Raw genomic sequence first — 14,673 nt, 5'->3', positions numbered from 1 at the left:
GCCGGTGCCTAGCCTGCGATCCACGTGAGTCCCAGCGAGCTGTTGCCGGTGGCGTTCGCCTTGAAGTCGCAGACGTTCTGCTGCCGGGCCTCGAGCAGCGGCAGGTCGAGGACGTTGATCGCCGGCTGCTGCTCCAGCAGCGCGGCCTGGATCTTCGGCCACTGCTCGGCGCGGGACGCCTCGTCGGTGGTGTGCACGAAGGTCTTGGTCAGCGCCTCGATCGCCGGGTCGGCCCACCAGGTGAAGAACCCGTTGGTGCCGCCGGGGATCGCGTAGAACGCCCCGAACTCGTCCGGGATCGGCACGTCGCTGGCGGCGAAGGCGTACGGGAGGATCAGGTCGTAGGTGCCGCCGTTGAAGCTCTTGCTCAGCGTGGCCTGGTCCTCCGGGTGGAGGGTGAGCTCGACCCCGATCTCGGCCCAGGCGCTCTGCAGCACCAGTGCCAGACTCTGGAACGCCGCGTTGCCGCTCGGGAACTCCAGCCGGGCCTTGAAGCCGTCGGCGAAGTCGGAGCCGGCGATCAGGCTCTTCGCCTTCTCGACGTCGTACGGCGTCGGCGGGATCTCGGAGTCCGGGGCGTCGTACTTCAGCCGCGGGAGCGCGCTGTTCGGCAGCTCGCCCAGACCGGAGTAGATGCTCTTGTTGACGCCCTCCCGGTCGATCGCGAGCGAGAGCGCCTGGCGCACCTGGACGTCCTTGAACTGCGGCTTCTTGTTGTTGATGGACAGCAGGATCCAGGACGCGATGGTGAGGGCGTCGAGCTTGACGTCCTTCTGCTTCTGCAGCGAGGTCACCTGGGCGAACGGCACCGAGTCGACCAGCTGCGCCTCACCGGAGCGCAGTGCCAGCATCCGGGTGTTGTCATCGGTGACGAAGTTGACGAGCACCTCGTCGAGCTTCGGGACGCCTTCCTCCCAGTAGTGCTCGTTCCGGGTGTAGCTGATCGACGAACCCTTGTTCCAGGTGGCGACCTGGAACGGGCCGCTGCCGATCGGCTTCTCGAAGAAGTCGGCACCCTGCGCCTTCGCCAGCTTCTCCGGCAGGATGCTCGCCGAGATCATCGCCAGCGAGTACAGGAACCCGCCGGTCGGCTCGGAGAGGTCGATCCGGACGGTGGCGGGGTCGATCACGGTCGTCCCCTTGTAGCCGGCCGCGAAGGTGGCCCAGGAGTTCTTCTCCGGGTCCGCCCAGGTGTCCAGCGAGTACTTGACGTCAGCGGCCGTCACCGGGTCGCCGTTGGAGAACGCCGCGTTGGAGCGGATGTTGAACGTGTAGGACTTACCGTCCGGCGCGACGGTCCACTTCTCGGCGATGGCCGGGACGATGTCCTGGGTGGCGCCGGTCGGGTCCATCCGGACCAGGCCCTCGAAGATCATGTTGATCGCCTCGGTGTCACCGAAGCCGCCCGGGGTGTTGTACGGGCTGAGCGAGAGCGTCTCGTTCTGCTTGGCCGCGACCAGCTTGCCTCCCGTCTTCGGCTCGCCCTGGCAGGCCGCGGACTCGGCACCGGCCGACGGCAGCGTGGCCTTGTCCGGATCCTTGTCGTCACTGGAACAGGCCGAGAGACCGATGGTCGCCGCCAGCACGGCTGCCATCGAGATCGAGATGCTCTTCTTCACGAGGACTCCTAGGAGGTACGGTTCGCGTAGTTCATAGTTATGAACTTGAGTTCACAATCAATCGGTGGACGGTTTATAGCACCTCCGGAAGACGGCCCACAAGGCCCCGGGCGAAAGATTTCCGACCTTGACGCGTGACACCATCGGATTTACGTTGTGTTCGTCCCACTGAACACTGTTCGATATCTCGATCAAAGGAGTGCGGTGCAACCCCCGAATCCGCAGGCTCTGTGGCAGCCCGCGAGCGACGGCGGCTCGCAGCTCGAGGCGTTCGCGACGACGACCGCGGCCCGCCGCGGCGTACCCGTTCCGGACTACCCGCAGCTCTGGAAGTGGTCGGTCAGCGACCCCGCCGGCTTCTGGGGAGCGTGGTGGCAGGAGCTCGCGATCCCGTACGACGGCGACCCGCGGACGGTGCTCGCGAGCACGGCCATGCCCGGCGCCGCCTGGTTCCCCGACGTCCGCCTGAACTACGCCGAGGCGGTGCTGGCGATGCCCGGCCGCGCCGACGCCGACGTCGTCGTCCGGGCCACCTCGCAGACCCGGCCCGATGTCGAGCTCACCGCTGCCGAGCTCCGCGACGCCGTCGCGCGCGCCCGCGCCGGCCTCCTCCGGGCCGGCGTCGGCACCGGCGACCGGGTCGCCGCCTACGCGCCGAACATCCCCGAGACCCTGGTGCTGATGCTCGCCGCCGCGAGCCTCGGCGCGGTCTTCAGCTCCTGCCCGCCCGAGTTCGGACCGAGCAGCGTGCTGGACCGTTGGCGCCAGCTCGAACCGACCCTGCTGCTGGCCGTCGACGGCTACCGGTACGGCGCCAAACCGGTCTCCCGCGAAGCGGCGGTCGCGGAGGTCCTCGCCGGCCTGCCGAGCATCCGGTCCGTGGTGTGGCTCCCCTACCTCGACCCGGACGCCGAGGGGCCGGACGGCGCGATCCCCTGGTCGTCGTTCGTCGGCGAGCCGGCGGCACCCGCCTTCACCCGGCTCCCCTTCGACGCTCCCCTGGTCGTGCTGTTCTCCTCCGGGACCACCGGCCTGCCCAAGGCGATCGTGCACGGCCACGGCGGCATCGTGGTCGAGCACCTCAAAGCGCACCGGTTGCACCTCGACCTGGGCGCCGGCGACCGGTTCCTCTGGTTCACGACCACCGGCTGGATGATGTGGAACTTCCTGGCCTCCGCGCTCGGCGCCGGGACCACGATCGGCCTGGTCGACGGCGATCCGGCGTACCCGGGGCCGGCGGCGCTGTGGGAGCTCGCGGATCGCTGGCAGCTGACCGCCCTCGGCCTCAGCCCGGCCTTCCTGGCGCAGTGCCGAGACGCGGGTGTCGTCCCCGGCGAGGTCGGCGCCCTGGACGGGTTGCGCCTGGTCGGCGTCACCGGGGCACCGCTGAGCGCGGAGCTGCACACCTGGGCCGCGCGCAACGTTCCGGACCGGGTGCAGGTGGTCCCGATCTCCGGGGGCACCGACGTCTGCACCGCCTTCCTGGGCGGTGCGCCCACGGTGCCGGTCCGCGCCGGCGAGATCCCGTGCGCGTGGCTCGGCTGCGCGGTCGCGGCCTGGGACGACGACGGCAACTCCCTGACCGACGAGGTCGGCGAGCTGGTGGTGACCGCTCCGATGCCCTCGATGCCGGTCGGCTTCTGGGGCGACGCCGGGGGCGACCGGTACCGGTCGGCGTACTTCGCCGAGCGCCCCGGGGTGTGGACCCACGGCGACCTGGTCACCACCACCGCGGCGGGCGGCTGGGTCGTGCACGGGCGCAGCGACGCGACCCTGAACCGGCACGGCGTCCGGATCGGCACGGCCGAGTTCTACGCGGTGCTGGACGAGGAGTCCGCCGTCGGGGACAGCCTGGTCGTCCACCTCGAAGCAGGTGCCGGGCGGGCGGATGCCCTGGTGCTGCTGGTCGCCGATCCGCCGAGCGGCCGGCTGGCCGACGACGACCTGGGCCGGGTCGTCGACGAGCTGGCGCGACGGCTCTCGCCGCGGCACCGGCCGGACCGGGTGATCCACCTCGCGCACCTGCCCCGGACGCTCTCCGGCAAGCGGCTCGAGGTGCCGGTCAAGCGGATCCTCGGCGGCGCCGACCCGGACCTCTGCCTCGACCGGGGATCGGTGACCCACCCCGACGCCGTGGACGAGATCGCCCGCCACGCGATCACGGATGCCCGGGAGCAGGCGCCCTCCGGACCCGGCCCGAAGCGCGTGCCATCATGAGTCCGGCCACGGCAAGGGCCGCCGGCCCGGCAGGAAGCGACGGAGACGTGGACGCAGCGAACGCAGGCCCTCCGCAAGCGGCCGGAGCGGGGTCGATCAAGTCGGCCGAACGCGTCCTCGACCTGCTCCAGCTGATCGCCTCCGAGGGCTCGCAGGCCTGGACCTTCAGCGACCTCCGGGCCCGCCTGGACCTGCCGAAGAGCAGCCTGCACGGACTGCTCCGCGTCCTCACCGACCGCGGCTACCTCGACCTCGACCCCGACGACAAGAGCTACCGGATCGGGGTCAGCGCCTGGCAGGTCGGACGGAGCTTCCTCTTCGCCGAGCAGCTCGCGACCGTCGCCCGGATCCACCTGCGGCAGGCCCGGGTCGACCTCAACGAGACCTTCCAGGTGTCGATCCTGGACGGCGTCGACAACGTCTACATCACCAAGGAGGAGTCCGACCAGCCGCTGCGCCTCGTCTCCGAGGTCGGCTCGCGACTGCCGGCGTACACGACCGGCCTGGGCAAGGTCCTCCTCGCCGGCCTGACCGTCGAGGAGGTGGAGGACCGCTTCCGCGGGCGCGAGTTCGTGACCTTCACGCCGAGCACGGTGGCCTCGTACGACGCGCTCAAGAGCCAGCTCGACGAGGTCCGGGCGCAGGGGTTCGCGGAGGACCACGGCGAGTTCACCGAGGGTGTCTACTGCGTGGCGGTCCCGATCCGCAACGCCGCCGGCGCGACCGTCGCCGCGGTCAGCTGCTCGATCCCCTCGGCACGGTTGCAGGACGCGCACGCGACCCGCGAGCGCGCGCTGGCCGTGCTCCGGACCTGCGCCGACGCGATCTCCGAAGCCCTCTAGCACCTCACCCGATCGGGTCGCCGGCCAGCCCGCGCGGGTCGTGGACGACCCGGCCGCCCCGGATCGTCAGCACCGGCACCAGCTCGGTGCTCGACTCGATCGGGTTGCCGAAGCCGTCGTACAGGGTGCGCGGCCGCTCGACCCGGTCGAAGACCGCGACGTCGGCCGGGGCGCCGACGCGCAAGGTGCCGAGTCCGCTGTCCGCGCGCCCGATCGCCGCGACGGGCGCCTCGCTCGCCGCCCGCAGCGCGTCCGCGAGCGGCATCCCGAGGGCGACCAACCGGCAGATCACCTGGGGCAGCCCGCCGACCGAGACCGCCGAGTAGGCGTGCAGGTCGGTACTGATCGTGTCCGGCGGGAAGCCTCGGGCCAGCATCCGGGCGGCGACGGTCGCGTCGAACCCGGACTGTCCGTGCCCGAGGTCGAAGCGGACGCCGCGCTCGCGGGCCGCGACGAGCGCCTCGGCGACGGCGGGACGCGCCAGGTGGTTGCCCTCGAAGCCGGTGAAGCAGTGGGTCAGGATGTCGCCGGGACCGAGCAGCTCGAGGACCTCCTCGGCCGTGGCCGGGGGCGGACCCAGGTGCACCATCAGCGGCAGGCCCGCCTCGGTGGCCAGCTCCCGCGCCGCGCGCAGGGCGGCCGGTCCGTGCGATCCGGCCACGTCGGCGGAGGGCCGCACCTTGACCCCGACGATGGTGTCGTCGCCGGAGGTCAGCACCGCCAGCGCCGCCTCCCGGGAGAGGTACGCCGGCGTCTTGAGCTCACCGGAGAGGGTCAGGCTGGTGATGCCGATCGTGGCGACGTTCAGGAAGGCGAGCACCCGCACCGGACCGTCGGCCGGCATCGAGGTACGCCGGAACGCGCCGAGCAGGTGCGCGCCGACGCTGCCCGCGTCGACCATCGTGGTGACCCCGGTGGCCGGCCCGATGGCCTGGGCGTCGACGCCGGCGTCCTGGCCGAGGAAGACGTGCGTGTGCAGGTCGACCAGCCCGGGGACGACGACCAGGCCGGTGACGTCGACGACCTGCTCGTCCGCTGCCGGCGGCGGCCCGGGATCGGCGATCGCTCCGCCGTCGAGGCGCACCGCCCCCGGCGCGAGGTCACCCGCGCCCGGCGGCAGGACGCTGCCGTTCAGGAGGATCACGGCACGGTCACCGCCGGTCCTCGGGCAGCACCGCCAGCGCGTCGATCTCGACGAGGAGTCCTTCCGGCAGGCCGACGTACACGGTGGTCCGGGCCGGGTACGGCGCCGAGAAGAAGGTCTCGTAGACCTTGTTCATCGGCGCGAAGTGCTCGACGTCGGTGAGGTAGACCCGCACGTGCAGGACGTCGCTCTCGTCCACCCCGGCGGTGGCGAGCGCGGCGACCATGTTCGCGAGCGTTATCTCGGTCTGGCGCTCGATCCCGGCACGGACGATCTCGCCGTCCGCGTCGATCGCGGCCTGGCCGGAGCAGGCGATCGTGTCGCCGATCCGGACGCAGGGCGAGTAGGGGCCGGCGGGGGGCGCGAGGCCCTCCCCGGTGGCGACGGTGCGCGGCATGCGACTGACCTTTCCGTGGACGGGCGCTACCGGGTGACCGACAGAGCGCGGGCGATGTTGTGGACCAGCAGGTCGTCGACGACGGCTGCGTCCAGGCCGGCGGACCGCATCCGCGGGACGAAGGAGTCGATCAGCCAGGAGTACCCGCGACCGCCGCCGGCGTGCAGGGCATCGACGGTCGATATGTCGGTGCCCAGGACGATCTGCGCGCGGTGCCCGCGCTCGACGAGGGCGGCGATGTTCTGCAGGCGGACCTCGTCGGCCGGGTACCCGTCGCGCTCGTACCCGATGTTGTCGATGCTCAGGTAGACGCCGGTCTCGGCGATCCGGAGCAGGTGGTCGACGTCGCGCCGGTCGCCGAGGTGGCTGACGATGATCCGATCGGGTGCGACCCCGGTGCCGGTGAGCAGCTCGATCTGCTCGACCGCCAGCTCGCCGAAGTGGGTGGTGTGGGTGAGGATCGCGACGCCGGTGCGCTGGCTGGCGATCGCCGCCGCCCGGAAGACCCGCTCCTCGGCCGGCGTGATCCGGTAGCGCTCGGTCCCGATCTCGCCGATGACGCCGGCCCGGACGTCGGTGCCGTCCATGCCCTGCTCGATCTCCTCGACCAGGACGTCGGCGAGGTGCTCCGAGGTCCGGTCGCGGACCACCTGCGGGTAGAGGCGCTCGCGGTACCACCCGGCACCGGCGACCAGGTGCACCCCGGTGCGCGCGGAGATCTGCCGGATTCGGAGCGGGTCGACCCGGATGCCGACCGTGCTCGCGTCGACCATCGCGCCGCCGCCGGACGCCTTGAACAGGTCCAGCTCCGCGCACGCGAGGGCGACGTCGTCGTGGATGTGGTTGTACGACGGCAGCAGGTCCCAGTAGTCCCAGAGGATGTGCTCGTGGCTGTGGGTGATGCCGAGGTCCGCGGCATCGATGGTGCCGTTGACGGTGATGATGTCGGGCATGTCCGGTGGTTCCTTCGTCTCGGGGGTCAGGCGGGTCGGCCGGAGCGGGCGAGCTCCTCGAGGAGCGCGTCGGCGAGGATCGCCCCGTCGCCCTCGACCAGGGCCATCGGGTTGAGCGCCAGCACGCCGCGCCAGGCGGTGCCCTCCTCGACGAAGACCGGGACCGGCCTGCCGGCCAGCCGCACCAGCAGGTCGTCGGCGCCGGTCTCCGGGAGCGGCACCTCGAGGTTCCGTACGTCGAGCGCGGGATCGTGGTGCCAGGTGGCCGTCGTACCGGCTGCGGCGAGGCGCTCGGCGACCACGGCGAGCTCGGCCTCCCCGAGCGCGTCGGCCGAGGTGCCGGCGAGGTACTCCTCGACCGCGACGACGAGGCCCAGGAGCTGCTCGCGGCCGAGCTTCAGCGACCGGCCGATCCCCTGCCGCGGTGCACCGCCGCCGTCCCGGCCGGGGCGCCGGCCCCAGGTCGCGTCGCGCACGTCCATGTCCTGGTGGTGCAGCGCCGCCGCCGTCAGCAGCGCCGGGTCGCCGAGCAGGAGGCCGCTGGCCTGCGGGCCGCGGAAGCACTTGCCGCCGCTCACCGCGACCAGGTCGGCGCCCTGCTCGAAGTACTCGTGCAGCCGGTCGACCGGCGGCACGTGCAGCGCCCCGTCGACGATCACGACGGCTCCGGCACGGTGCGCCAGGTCGGCGAGCTCCCGCAGGCCGACGTGCTCCCCCGGCCGTCCCGGACGGTAGAGCACCGCCGCGGTGCGCTCGTCGAGCGCGCGGGCCACCTCGCCGGCGCGGGTCGTCCCCGGATAGCCGACCTCGACCAGCCGGGCGCCGGTGGCCGTGATCGCGTGGTCGTACGGATCGCGATGGGCGGCCTGGACGACCACGGTGTCCCGGGTGCCGAGGACCGTCGGCAGCGCGTCGATCAGGCGCGCCTCCGTCCGGGTCAGCGCGGCGGCGGTACCGAGCAGCAGGGCGGCGGACGCACCCGGTGTCACGTAGGCACCCGGCACGCCGAGCAGTCCGGCCAGGTGCCGGCCGGCAGTCAGCTGCAGCTGCTCGATGTCGATCGCGACCGCGGTCGCCTCGGACATCGCGGTGAGCACCCCGGCGCTGAGCGGCACGCCGCCGAACCTGGTGGCCGGCCCGACCGCGTTGACGACCCGGACCGCTCCGATGCGCTCGTACACGTTCACTGCTCGTTCCCCTCGTCGTGGATCTCGCCCGGGCTGACGTAGCCGAGCCGGGAGGACAGCTCGCGGGCCGCCTCGACGACCAGGACGCTGAGCCGCTCCTCGGTCTCGGGCGTCATCCGGTTGGCGAGCGTCGAGATGCTGATCCCGGCGACGACGGTGCCGTTGCTGTCCCGGACCGGGCTGGCCACGCAGCACACGTCGCGGCTGGACTCCTCCCGGTCGTAGGCGACACCGAGGCGGGCCACCGAGGCGATGTCGGCCCGGAGCAGGTCGGCGTCGACGATCGTCGACGGCGTCAGCCGGTCCAGCGGCGAGCGCCGCAGGAAGGCCGACAGCTCCTCGGGCGGAAGCGCACCGAGGATCGCCTTGCCGACGCCGGTGGCGTGCGCGGGCACCCGGCCGCCGACCTCGGATCCCATCCGGATGTGCTGGCTGCCCTCCTCCTTGACCAGGTAGACCACGTCCTCGCCGTCGAGGCGCGCGACGTGCACGGTGGAATCGGCCCGGCGCGCGAACCCGCCGGCCAGCGCCGCGGCCTCGGAGACCAGGTCGATGCCCCGGGCGTAGGCGCTCCCCCACTCGAGCAGGCGCGGGCCGGGCACCAGGGTGCCGCCGTCGAGCACGTTGACCAACCGGGCGTCGGCCAGGGTGCCGACCAGCTCGTAGGCGCTGTTGCGCGGAATGGCGAGCGCGGCGGCCAGCTCGGCGACCTTGATCGGCTCGGGCGCCGCGGTCACCATGTCCAGGATCGCCACTGCTCTTTGGAGCGCGGGCACTTTGCGCACGGGCTCCTCCTTTCGAATCGCTGTCGGTCAGTGGTTGAGGAGCCGGCGGAGGAAGCGCTGGGTCCGTTCGTTCTCCGGGTCGGCCAGCACCTTCTCCGGCGGCCCCTGCTCGACGACCGAACCGCCCTCCATGAAGACCACCCGGTCGCCGATGTCGCGGGCGAACTGCATCTCGTGGGTGACGATCAGCATCGTCACATCACTCTGGGCCGCGACGCCGCGGATCACCTCGAGCACCTCGCCGACGAGCTCGGGGTCGAGCGCCGAGGTGACCTCGTCGAAGAGCAGGACCGACGGCTGCATCGCCAGCGACCGGGCGATCGCGACCCGCTGCTGCTGGCCGCCGGAGAGCCGGGCCGGGTAGGCGTCCGCCTTGGCGCCGAGGCCGACGAGGTCGAGCAGCCCGGCGGCGCGCTCCCGCGCCTCCGCCTTGTCGACGCCGAGCACCTTGACCGGCGCGATGGTCAGGTTGTCCAGCACCGTCATGTTCGGGAAGAGGTTGTACTGCTGGAAGACCATCCCGACGCCGCGCATCGCGGCGGCGACCTCTGCGGACGCCTTGCCGGAGCGTGCGTCGGCCATCCGGGCGATCTCGTGACCCTCGATCCTGATCGACCCCGACTCGATCGCCTCGAGCCGGGCGATGCAGCGCAGCACCGTCGTCTTCCCGGAGCCGCTCGGCCCGATCAGCGCCACCCGTTCGCCGCCGCGGACGTCGAGGTCGATGGCGTCCAGGACGCGGTGATCGCCGTACTGCTTGGTCACGCCGGCCATCGCGATGCCGCTGCCGGCCTTGCCGCTGAGCTCGGTCATGCTCGCACCGTCCTGTCGTTGAGTCGTCGTTCGTAGCGCCGGACACCGATCGACGCGGGCAGGGCGATCACCAGGTACATCAGACCCATCGCCGTGAACAGTGTCGTGTACTGGAAGGAGGTCGATGCCAGGTTCCGGGTGGTGCCGAGGAGCTCCATGATGGTGATCGCGTAGAGCACCGCCGAGTCCTTGAACATCGAGATCAGCAGGTTCGTCAGGGTCGGGATCACCGGCGGCAGGGCCTGGGGCAGGACGACGCTGCGCAGCGTCGTCAGGTTGCCGAGCCCGAGCACCTGGCACGCCTCCCACTGACCCTTCGGGACCGCGAGGAAGCCGCCCTTCAGCGCTTGTGCCGCGTAGCAGGAGAAGTGCAGCCCGAGTGCCAGCGCCCCGATGGTGAACGCGTCGAAGCGGATCCCGTAGCGCGGCAGCACGTAGTACATGAAGAAGAGCTGGGCCAGCAGCGGGGTGTTGCGGATCGCCAGGACCAGGACCGTCACGACCTGGTGCACGACCGGCACCCGGAACACCTGGACGCAGGCGATCAGCAGCCCGAGGACCAGCGCGATCGCGGCACCGAGGAGCGTGGCGACGACCGTGACCCGAAGGCCGCCGAGCAGCTCGGGGAACACCGACTGCAAGTAGTCGAGATCCATCCCTACCCCTCCCCGAACGTCGAGAGGTGGCGGCGGGAGCGCTTCTCCAGCAGGTGTCCGCCCCAGGTGATCGGGACGGAGAGGAGCAGGTAGCCGACCAGCAGCAGCGAGAACGCCAGGGTGACGTCGATGACGCCGGTGGTCGCCCACCGGGTGACCTCCCTGGTGAAGTCGGAGACCGTGATCAGGGAGACCAGCGCCGAGGCCTTGAGGACGTCGATCGCGACGTTGCCGAGGGCGGGCAGCATCACCGGCCAGGCCTGGGGCAGCACCACCCGGCTCATCGTCGTGGTGGTGGAGAGCCCGAGCACACCGGCGGCCTCCAGCTGCGGACGCGGTACGGCGAGGATCGCTCCTCGGATCACCTCGGCGGCGTACGCGCTGGCGTTGACGCCGAGGACGACGAAGCCGGCGACGAACGCGCTGATCGCGAAGCCGAGCTCGGGGAGGACGAAGTAGACCCAGAACAGCTGGACCAGTGCCGAGGTGCCGCGCAGGAATTCGACGTAGACCAGCGCGGCACCCCGGACCAGCTTGAAGCGGCTGACGCGTGCCAGGGCAACGGTGAGGGCGAGCGGAGCGGCGACCAGGATCGCCAGCGTGACGACTTCGGCCGTGACGACGACACCGTCGAGGATCGACCGCAGTACGACTTCGTTCACGCATCCTCCTGCTCACCGTTGGTACTGCACACGTCGGGACCCATCCGGTCGGCCTACTTGGCCCAGTCGGCGTCCGGGCAGAGCGACGCGGAGGTCACTGCCGGGTCCGGCATCGCGTCGGCGTTGTAGCCGAAGGGCTCCTGGAGCTTGAGCAGCTCGCCGCTCGCGAGCATCTCGGCCAGCTTCTCGTTGAATGCCTCCCGCAGCTCGTTGTCGTCGGAGCCGAGCGCCCAGGCGCCGTACGCCACGACCTCCTTGCCGTCGACGATCGGGCCCTCGAACGGAGACGCCATCTCCAAGCCCTTGTCACCGTAGGTCTTCAGCGCCTGGATCACGGAGAATTCGGCGTTCAGGTAGACGTCGATCTGCTTGTTGCGGACGGCCTCGACCGCGAGGGCCTCCTCGGAGAACAGCTTGATCTGCGACTGCTTCACGCCGTTGTCCTTGGCCCACTCGATCTCGGCGTTGCCGGACTGGATGCCGACGCGCACACCCGGCTTCGCGAGGTCCTTGTAGCTGGCCAGGCCCAGCGGGTTGCCGGACTGCACCAGCGCGCCCTCGAGGTACTGGGCGGTCGGGTTGGTGAACGCGACCTCCTTGCACCGCTCGGGGGTCACGTAGAACGGGAACGCGGACATCCGCCAGCGATTGGCCTTGAGGCCGGGGATGATCGCGTCGAACTCGGTGAGGATCGGATCGACGTTCTTGACGCCGATGCTGGTCATGATCGCCTTCAGCACCGTCGGCCCGCTGCCGTCGAGGAGTCCGGACTTCTCGTCCATGTAGGCCAGCGGCTTGGCGTTGATGAAGGCGGACCGGATCGTTCCGGTCTTCTTCAGCTCGGCGAGGGAACCTGCGGAGTTCGATGCCGATTCCTTGTCGGAGGATCCACACCCGGCAGTGGCGAGCACCAGGGCAGCCAGCGAGGCAGACGCCACGGCCCGGCCCCATGTCTGTCGAGAAGTCACTAGAAACACCCTTCGTTCGATATATCAGACACTATCCGAGATTTCGTACCAAACCTAGGAGGGCGTCCTACCGGGTGTCAAGGGGTACGGCGTGCACGCGTTTCAGCGCACTGCGGTGCCCGCGAAGAAGAACCGCAGATCGGCGACGACCGCGTCCGGGTTCTCCAGCACCGCGAAGTGGCCACCGTGGTCGAACTCCGACCAGTGCTGGATGTTCGCGTTGTCGCGCTCGGCCAGCGACCGGATCGTCTGGAAGTCGTCCCGGAAGACCGCGACCCCGATCCGGCCCTGGCTCACCACCGGCTCCGCGCCGGCGTGCTGCTCCTCGTAGTGGTAGCGCACCGACCCGGCCGAGGTGTTCGTCAGCCAGTAGAGCGACACCTGCTCCAGCACCTGCTCCGGGGTGACCAGCGAGGTCCCGTTGCCGAAGCTCTCGAACAGCTCGGAGTAGGCGAGCTGGCCGACGGGTGAGTCGGAGAGTCCGGCCGCGACGGTCTGCGGCCGGGTGCCGTTCATCGTGTTGTAGCCGCCGACGCTCTGGAACCACTGCATGTGCTCCAGGGCGGCGTACTCCTTCGGCCCGAAGCCCTCGAACTCCGCGGGGTCGCCCGACGGGAACGAGAACAGCTGCAGCACGTGCGCGCCCAGGAAGCCCTCCGGGTCGAGGACCGCGAGCTCGCGGCCGATCATCGCGCCGCCGTCCGAGCCGTGCACCCCGTACGACGAGTAGCCGAGCTCGCGCATCAACGTGTCGTAGGTGCGGGCGACCCGCGCCATCGTCCAGCCGGTGTCGACCACCGGGGTGCTGAAGCCGAAGCCGGGCATCGACGGGATCACCAGGTCGAAGGCGTCCTCGGCCCGGCCGCCGTGGCTCTCCGGGTCGGTCAGCGGGCCGATCACGTCGAGGAACTCCACGAACGAACCGGGGTAGGTGTGCGCGAGCAGCAACGGGGTCGCGTTCGGCACCGCGGAACGCACGTGCACGAAGTGGATCGTCTGGCCGTCGATCTCGGTGACGAAGTTCGGGTGGGCGTTGATCCGCTCCTCGACCGCGCGCCAGTCGAAGTCCTGCCACCGCTGGACCATGTCCCGCAGGTAGCCGGTCGGCGTCCCGTAGGTCCAGTCGTCGCCCGGGACTGCCGCCGCGAAACGGGTCCGCGCGAGCCGGTCGCGGAGGTCGTCGAGCTCGGCCTGCGGGACGCTGACGGTGAAGGGAAGGATCTGCGTGGTGCTCATGTCGTGCTCCTCGGTCTGGTCGGGTTCCCGGGTCCTCGTCGACCCGGTGAGACCACGTTAGGAACCTATTAGGAAAGATACGTTCCTGTATTCTCGACCTCGTGCGAGAAACTTCTGCGCGCCTGCTGGCGCTCCTCGGCCTGCTCCAGTCCCGCCCGGACTGGTCGGGCACCGAGCTGGCTCAGCGCCTCGATGTCACCGGCCGGACCGTCCGCAACGACATCGTGCGGTTGCGCGCCCTGGGCTACCCGGTGGACACCGTCCGCGGGCGCAGCGGCTCGTACCGGCTCGGCGTCGGCGGCAAGCTGCCGCCCCTCCTGCTCGACGACGCGGAGGCGGTCGCCGTCGCGATCGGGCTGCAGGCCGCCACCGGGATCACCGGGGTCGAGGAGAGCAGCGCCCGTGCGCTGGGCAAGCTCGAGCAGGTGCTGCCCCACCGGTTGCGCCGTCAGGTCACCGCACTCCGCGAGGCGACGACGACCGGCCCGGTCAACACCGACTCGAACGTCGAGGACCCGGCGGTCGACCCTGCCGTGCTCACCGAGCTCGCGGCGGCGATCCGGGACCACCAGGGACTGCGCTGCGACTACCAGGACCAGCGCCTGGAGCTCGAGCCGTACCGGCTGGTCGCCTGGCAGCGCCGCTGGTACCTGGTCGGACGCGACCGCTCCTCCGGCGACTGGGCGCCGTACCGGGTGGACTGGCTGACCCTGCGCACCCCCGGTGGCCGCCCGTTCACCCCGGCGGACTTCCCCGGCGACCTGACCGAGTTCGTGGTGCGCGAAGTGGCCCGCACCGGGTGGGCGATCCACGCGCGGCTGGTCATCGAGGCCTCCGCCGACGAGGTCATCTCCCGGATCAACCCCGCCGTCGGCACCGTCGAGCCGCTGCCCGACGGCCGCAGCGTGCTGGTGACCGGCGGCGACAGCCTGGAGGTGGTGGCGGTCTGGATCGGCATGCTCGGCCTGGACTTCACCGTCGAGGAACCGGCGGAGCTGGTGCAGCACCTGAGCGTGCTGGCGCAGCGGTACGCGCGGGCTGCCCGCACCTAGCACCGTCCGCGGGATGCCCGGGCACCGCAAGGCCCGAGGCAACGGAAGAGTTGAGGCGGCGGGCTACCAGCCGCGTTCGGCGAGGCGGTGGGGCTGGGGGATGTCCTCGACGTTGATGCCGACCATGGCCTCGCCCAACCCA

The 14,673-nt window shown here is 71.1% G+C and carries 14 protein-coding genes and 1 pseudogene; 3 read left to right on the top strand and 12 right to left on the bottom strand.

Features of this window, described 5'->3' with window-relative positions:
* Window positions 1–8: 8 nt before the first annotated feature.
* Window positions 9–1,619 (bottom strand): ABC transporter substrate-binding protein, encoded by a 1,611-nt coding sequence (locus tag EFK50_RS12220; protein WP_123227823.1) that lies wholly within the window; start codon window positions 1,617–1,619, stop codon window positions 9–11.
* A gap of 204 nt (window positions 1,620–1,823) precedes the next feature.
* Here EFK50_RS12220 and EFK50_RS12215 point away from each other — a divergent pair, with 204 nt between their 5' ends.
* Window positions 1,824–3,836: an acetoacetate--CoA ligase gene (locus tag EFK50_RS12215; protein WP_123227822.1), complete on the top strand. Its 2,013-nt coding sequence runs from the start codon at window positions 1,824–1,826 to the stop codon at window positions 3,834–3,836.
* 47 nt (window positions 3,837–3,883) lie between these two features.
* On the top strand, window positions 3,884–4,678 hold the full coding sequence (locus tag EFK50_RS12210) for an IclR family transcriptional regulator (protein ID WP_183407796.1): 795 nt from the start codon (window positions 3,884–3,886) through the stop codon (window positions 4,676–4,678).
* Window positions 4,679–4,682: 4 nt separating this feature from the next.
* Here the strand turns inward: EFK50_RS12210 and EFK50_RS12205 are convergent, their stop codons facing one another.
* The 10 genes from EFK50_RS12205 to EFK50_RS12160 form a co-directional block, all read right to left on the bottom strand.
* Window positions 4,683–5,822, bottom strand: a complete 1,140-nt coding sequence (locus tag EFK50_RS12205) for an amidohydrolase family protein (RefSeq protein WP_123227820.1) — start codon at window positions 5,820–5,822, stop codon at window positions 4,683–4,685.
* Window positions 5,823–5,829: 7 nt separating this feature from the next.
* Entirely contained in the window at window positions 5,830–6,219 is a 390-nt protein-coding gene (locus tag EFK50_RS12200; protein WP_123227819.1) for a RidA family protein, read from the bottom strand.
* A 26-nt stretch (window positions 6,220–6,245) separates the two neighbouring features.
* On the bottom strand, window positions 6,246–7,172 hold the full coding sequence (locus tag EFK50_RS12195; RefSeq protein WP_123227818.1) for a phosphotriesterase family protein: 927 nt from the start codon (window positions 7,170–7,172) through the stop codon (window positions 6,246–6,248).
* Window positions 7,173–7,198: 26 nt separating this feature from the next.
* Entirely contained in the window at window positions 7,199–8,353 is a 1,155-nt protein-coding gene (locus EFK50_RS12190; RefSeq protein ID WP_148046141.1) for an aminotransferase class V-fold PLP-dependent enzyme, read from the bottom strand.
* Between the two features lie 2 nt (window positions 8,354–8,355).
* Window positions 8,356–9,144 carry an IclR family transcriptional regulator gene (locus EFK50_RS12185; RefSeq protein ID WP_148046140.1) on the bottom strand — a complete coding sequence of 263 codons (789 nt, stop codon included), beginning with the start codon at window positions 9,142–9,144 and terminating at the stop codon, window positions 8,356–8,358.
* A gap of 27 nt (window positions 9,145–9,171) precedes the next feature.
* Window positions 9,172–9,957 carry an amino acid ABC transporter ATP-binding protein gene (locus EFK50_RS12180; protein WP_123227815.1) on the bottom strand — a complete coding sequence of 262 codons (786 nt, stop codon included), beginning with the start codon at window positions 9,955–9,957 and terminating at the stop codon, window positions 9,172–9,174.
* Entirely contained in the window at window positions 9,954–10,613 is a 660-nt protein-coding gene (gene ehuD, locus EFK50_RS12175) for an ectoine/hydroxyectoine ABC transporter permease subunit EhuD (RefSeq protein ID WP_123227814.1), read from the bottom strand. The genes EFK50_RS12180 and ehuD overlap by 4 nt, the downstream gene beginning before the upstream one ends.
* A 2-nt stretch (window positions 10,614–10,615) precedes the next feature.
* Complete coding sequence (locus EFK50_RS12170) at window positions 10,616–11,275, bottom strand: amino acid ABC transporter permease (protein ID WP_123227813.1); 660 nt, start codon at window positions 11,273–11,275, stop codon at window positions 10,616–10,618.
* A 53-nt stretch (window positions 11,276–11,328) separates the two neighbouring features.
* The gene (gene ehuB, locus EFK50_RS12165; protein ID WP_183407795.1) at window positions 11,329–12,213 is read right to left on the bottom strand and encodes an ectoine/hydroxyectoine ABC transporter substrate-binding protein EhuB; all 885 of its coding nucleotides are present in this window, start codon (window positions 12,211–12,213) and stop codon (window positions 11,329–11,331) included.
* 132 nt (window positions 12,214–12,345) lie between these two features.
* On the bottom strand, window positions 12,346–13,479 hold the full coding sequence (locus tag EFK50_RS12160) for an epoxide hydrolase family protein (RefSeq protein WP_123227811.1): 1,134 nt from the start codon (window positions 13,477–13,479) through the stop codon (window positions 12,346–12,348).
* Window positions 13,480–13,580: 101 nt separating this feature from the next.
* Between EFK50_RS12160 and EFK50_RS12155 the strand changes: the two genes are divergently transcribed.
* Window positions 13,581–14,531, top strand: a complete 951-nt coding sequence (locus EFK50_RS12155) for a helix-turn-helix transcriptional regulator (protein ID WP_123227810.1) — start codon at window positions 13,581–13,583, stop codon at window positions 14,529–14,531.
* A 63-nt stretch (window positions 14,532–14,594) separates the two neighbouring features.
* Here the strand turns inward: EFK50_RS12155 and EFK50_RS22475 are convergent.
* A pseudogene (locus EFK50_RS22475) lies at window positions 14,595–14,673 on the bottom strand (pyridoxal biosynthesis lyase PdxS); the annotation flags it as partial.

Source organism: Nocardioides marmoriginsengisoli (genome assembly GCF_003725695.1).
GTDB lineage: Bacteria > Actinomycetota > Actinomycetes > Propionibacteriales > Nocardioidaceae > Marmoricola > Marmoricola marmoriginsengisoli.
The sequence above is the reverse complement of the archived record's forward strand: the minus strand, read 5'-3'. Positions and strand labels throughout refer to the sequence as shown.

What these genes read in the sequence shown, in the direction of transcription:
- EFK50_RS12200 (WP_123227819.1), bottom strand. Translation starts at nt 6,219, where the DNA reads ATGCCGCGCACCGTCGCCACCGGGGAGGGCCTCGCGCCCCCCGCCGGC.
- EFK50_RS12195 (WP_123227818.1), bottom strand. Translation starts at nt 7,172, where the DNA reads ATGCCCGACATCATCACCGTCAACGGCACCATCGATGCCGCGGACCTC.
- EFK50_RS12180 (WP_123227815.1), bottom strand. Translation starts at nt 9,957, where the DNA reads ATGACCGAGCTCAGCGGCAAGGCCGGCAGCGGCATCGCGATGGCCGGC.
- ehuD (WP_123227814.1), bottom strand. Translation starts at nt 10,613, where the DNA reads ATGGATCTCGACTACTTGCAGTCGGTGTTCCCCGAGCTGCTCGGCGGC.
- EFK50_RS12160 (WP_123227811.1), bottom strand. Translation starts at nt 13,479, where the DNA reads ATGAGCACCACGCAGATCCTTCCCTTCACCGTCAGCGTCCCGCAGGCC.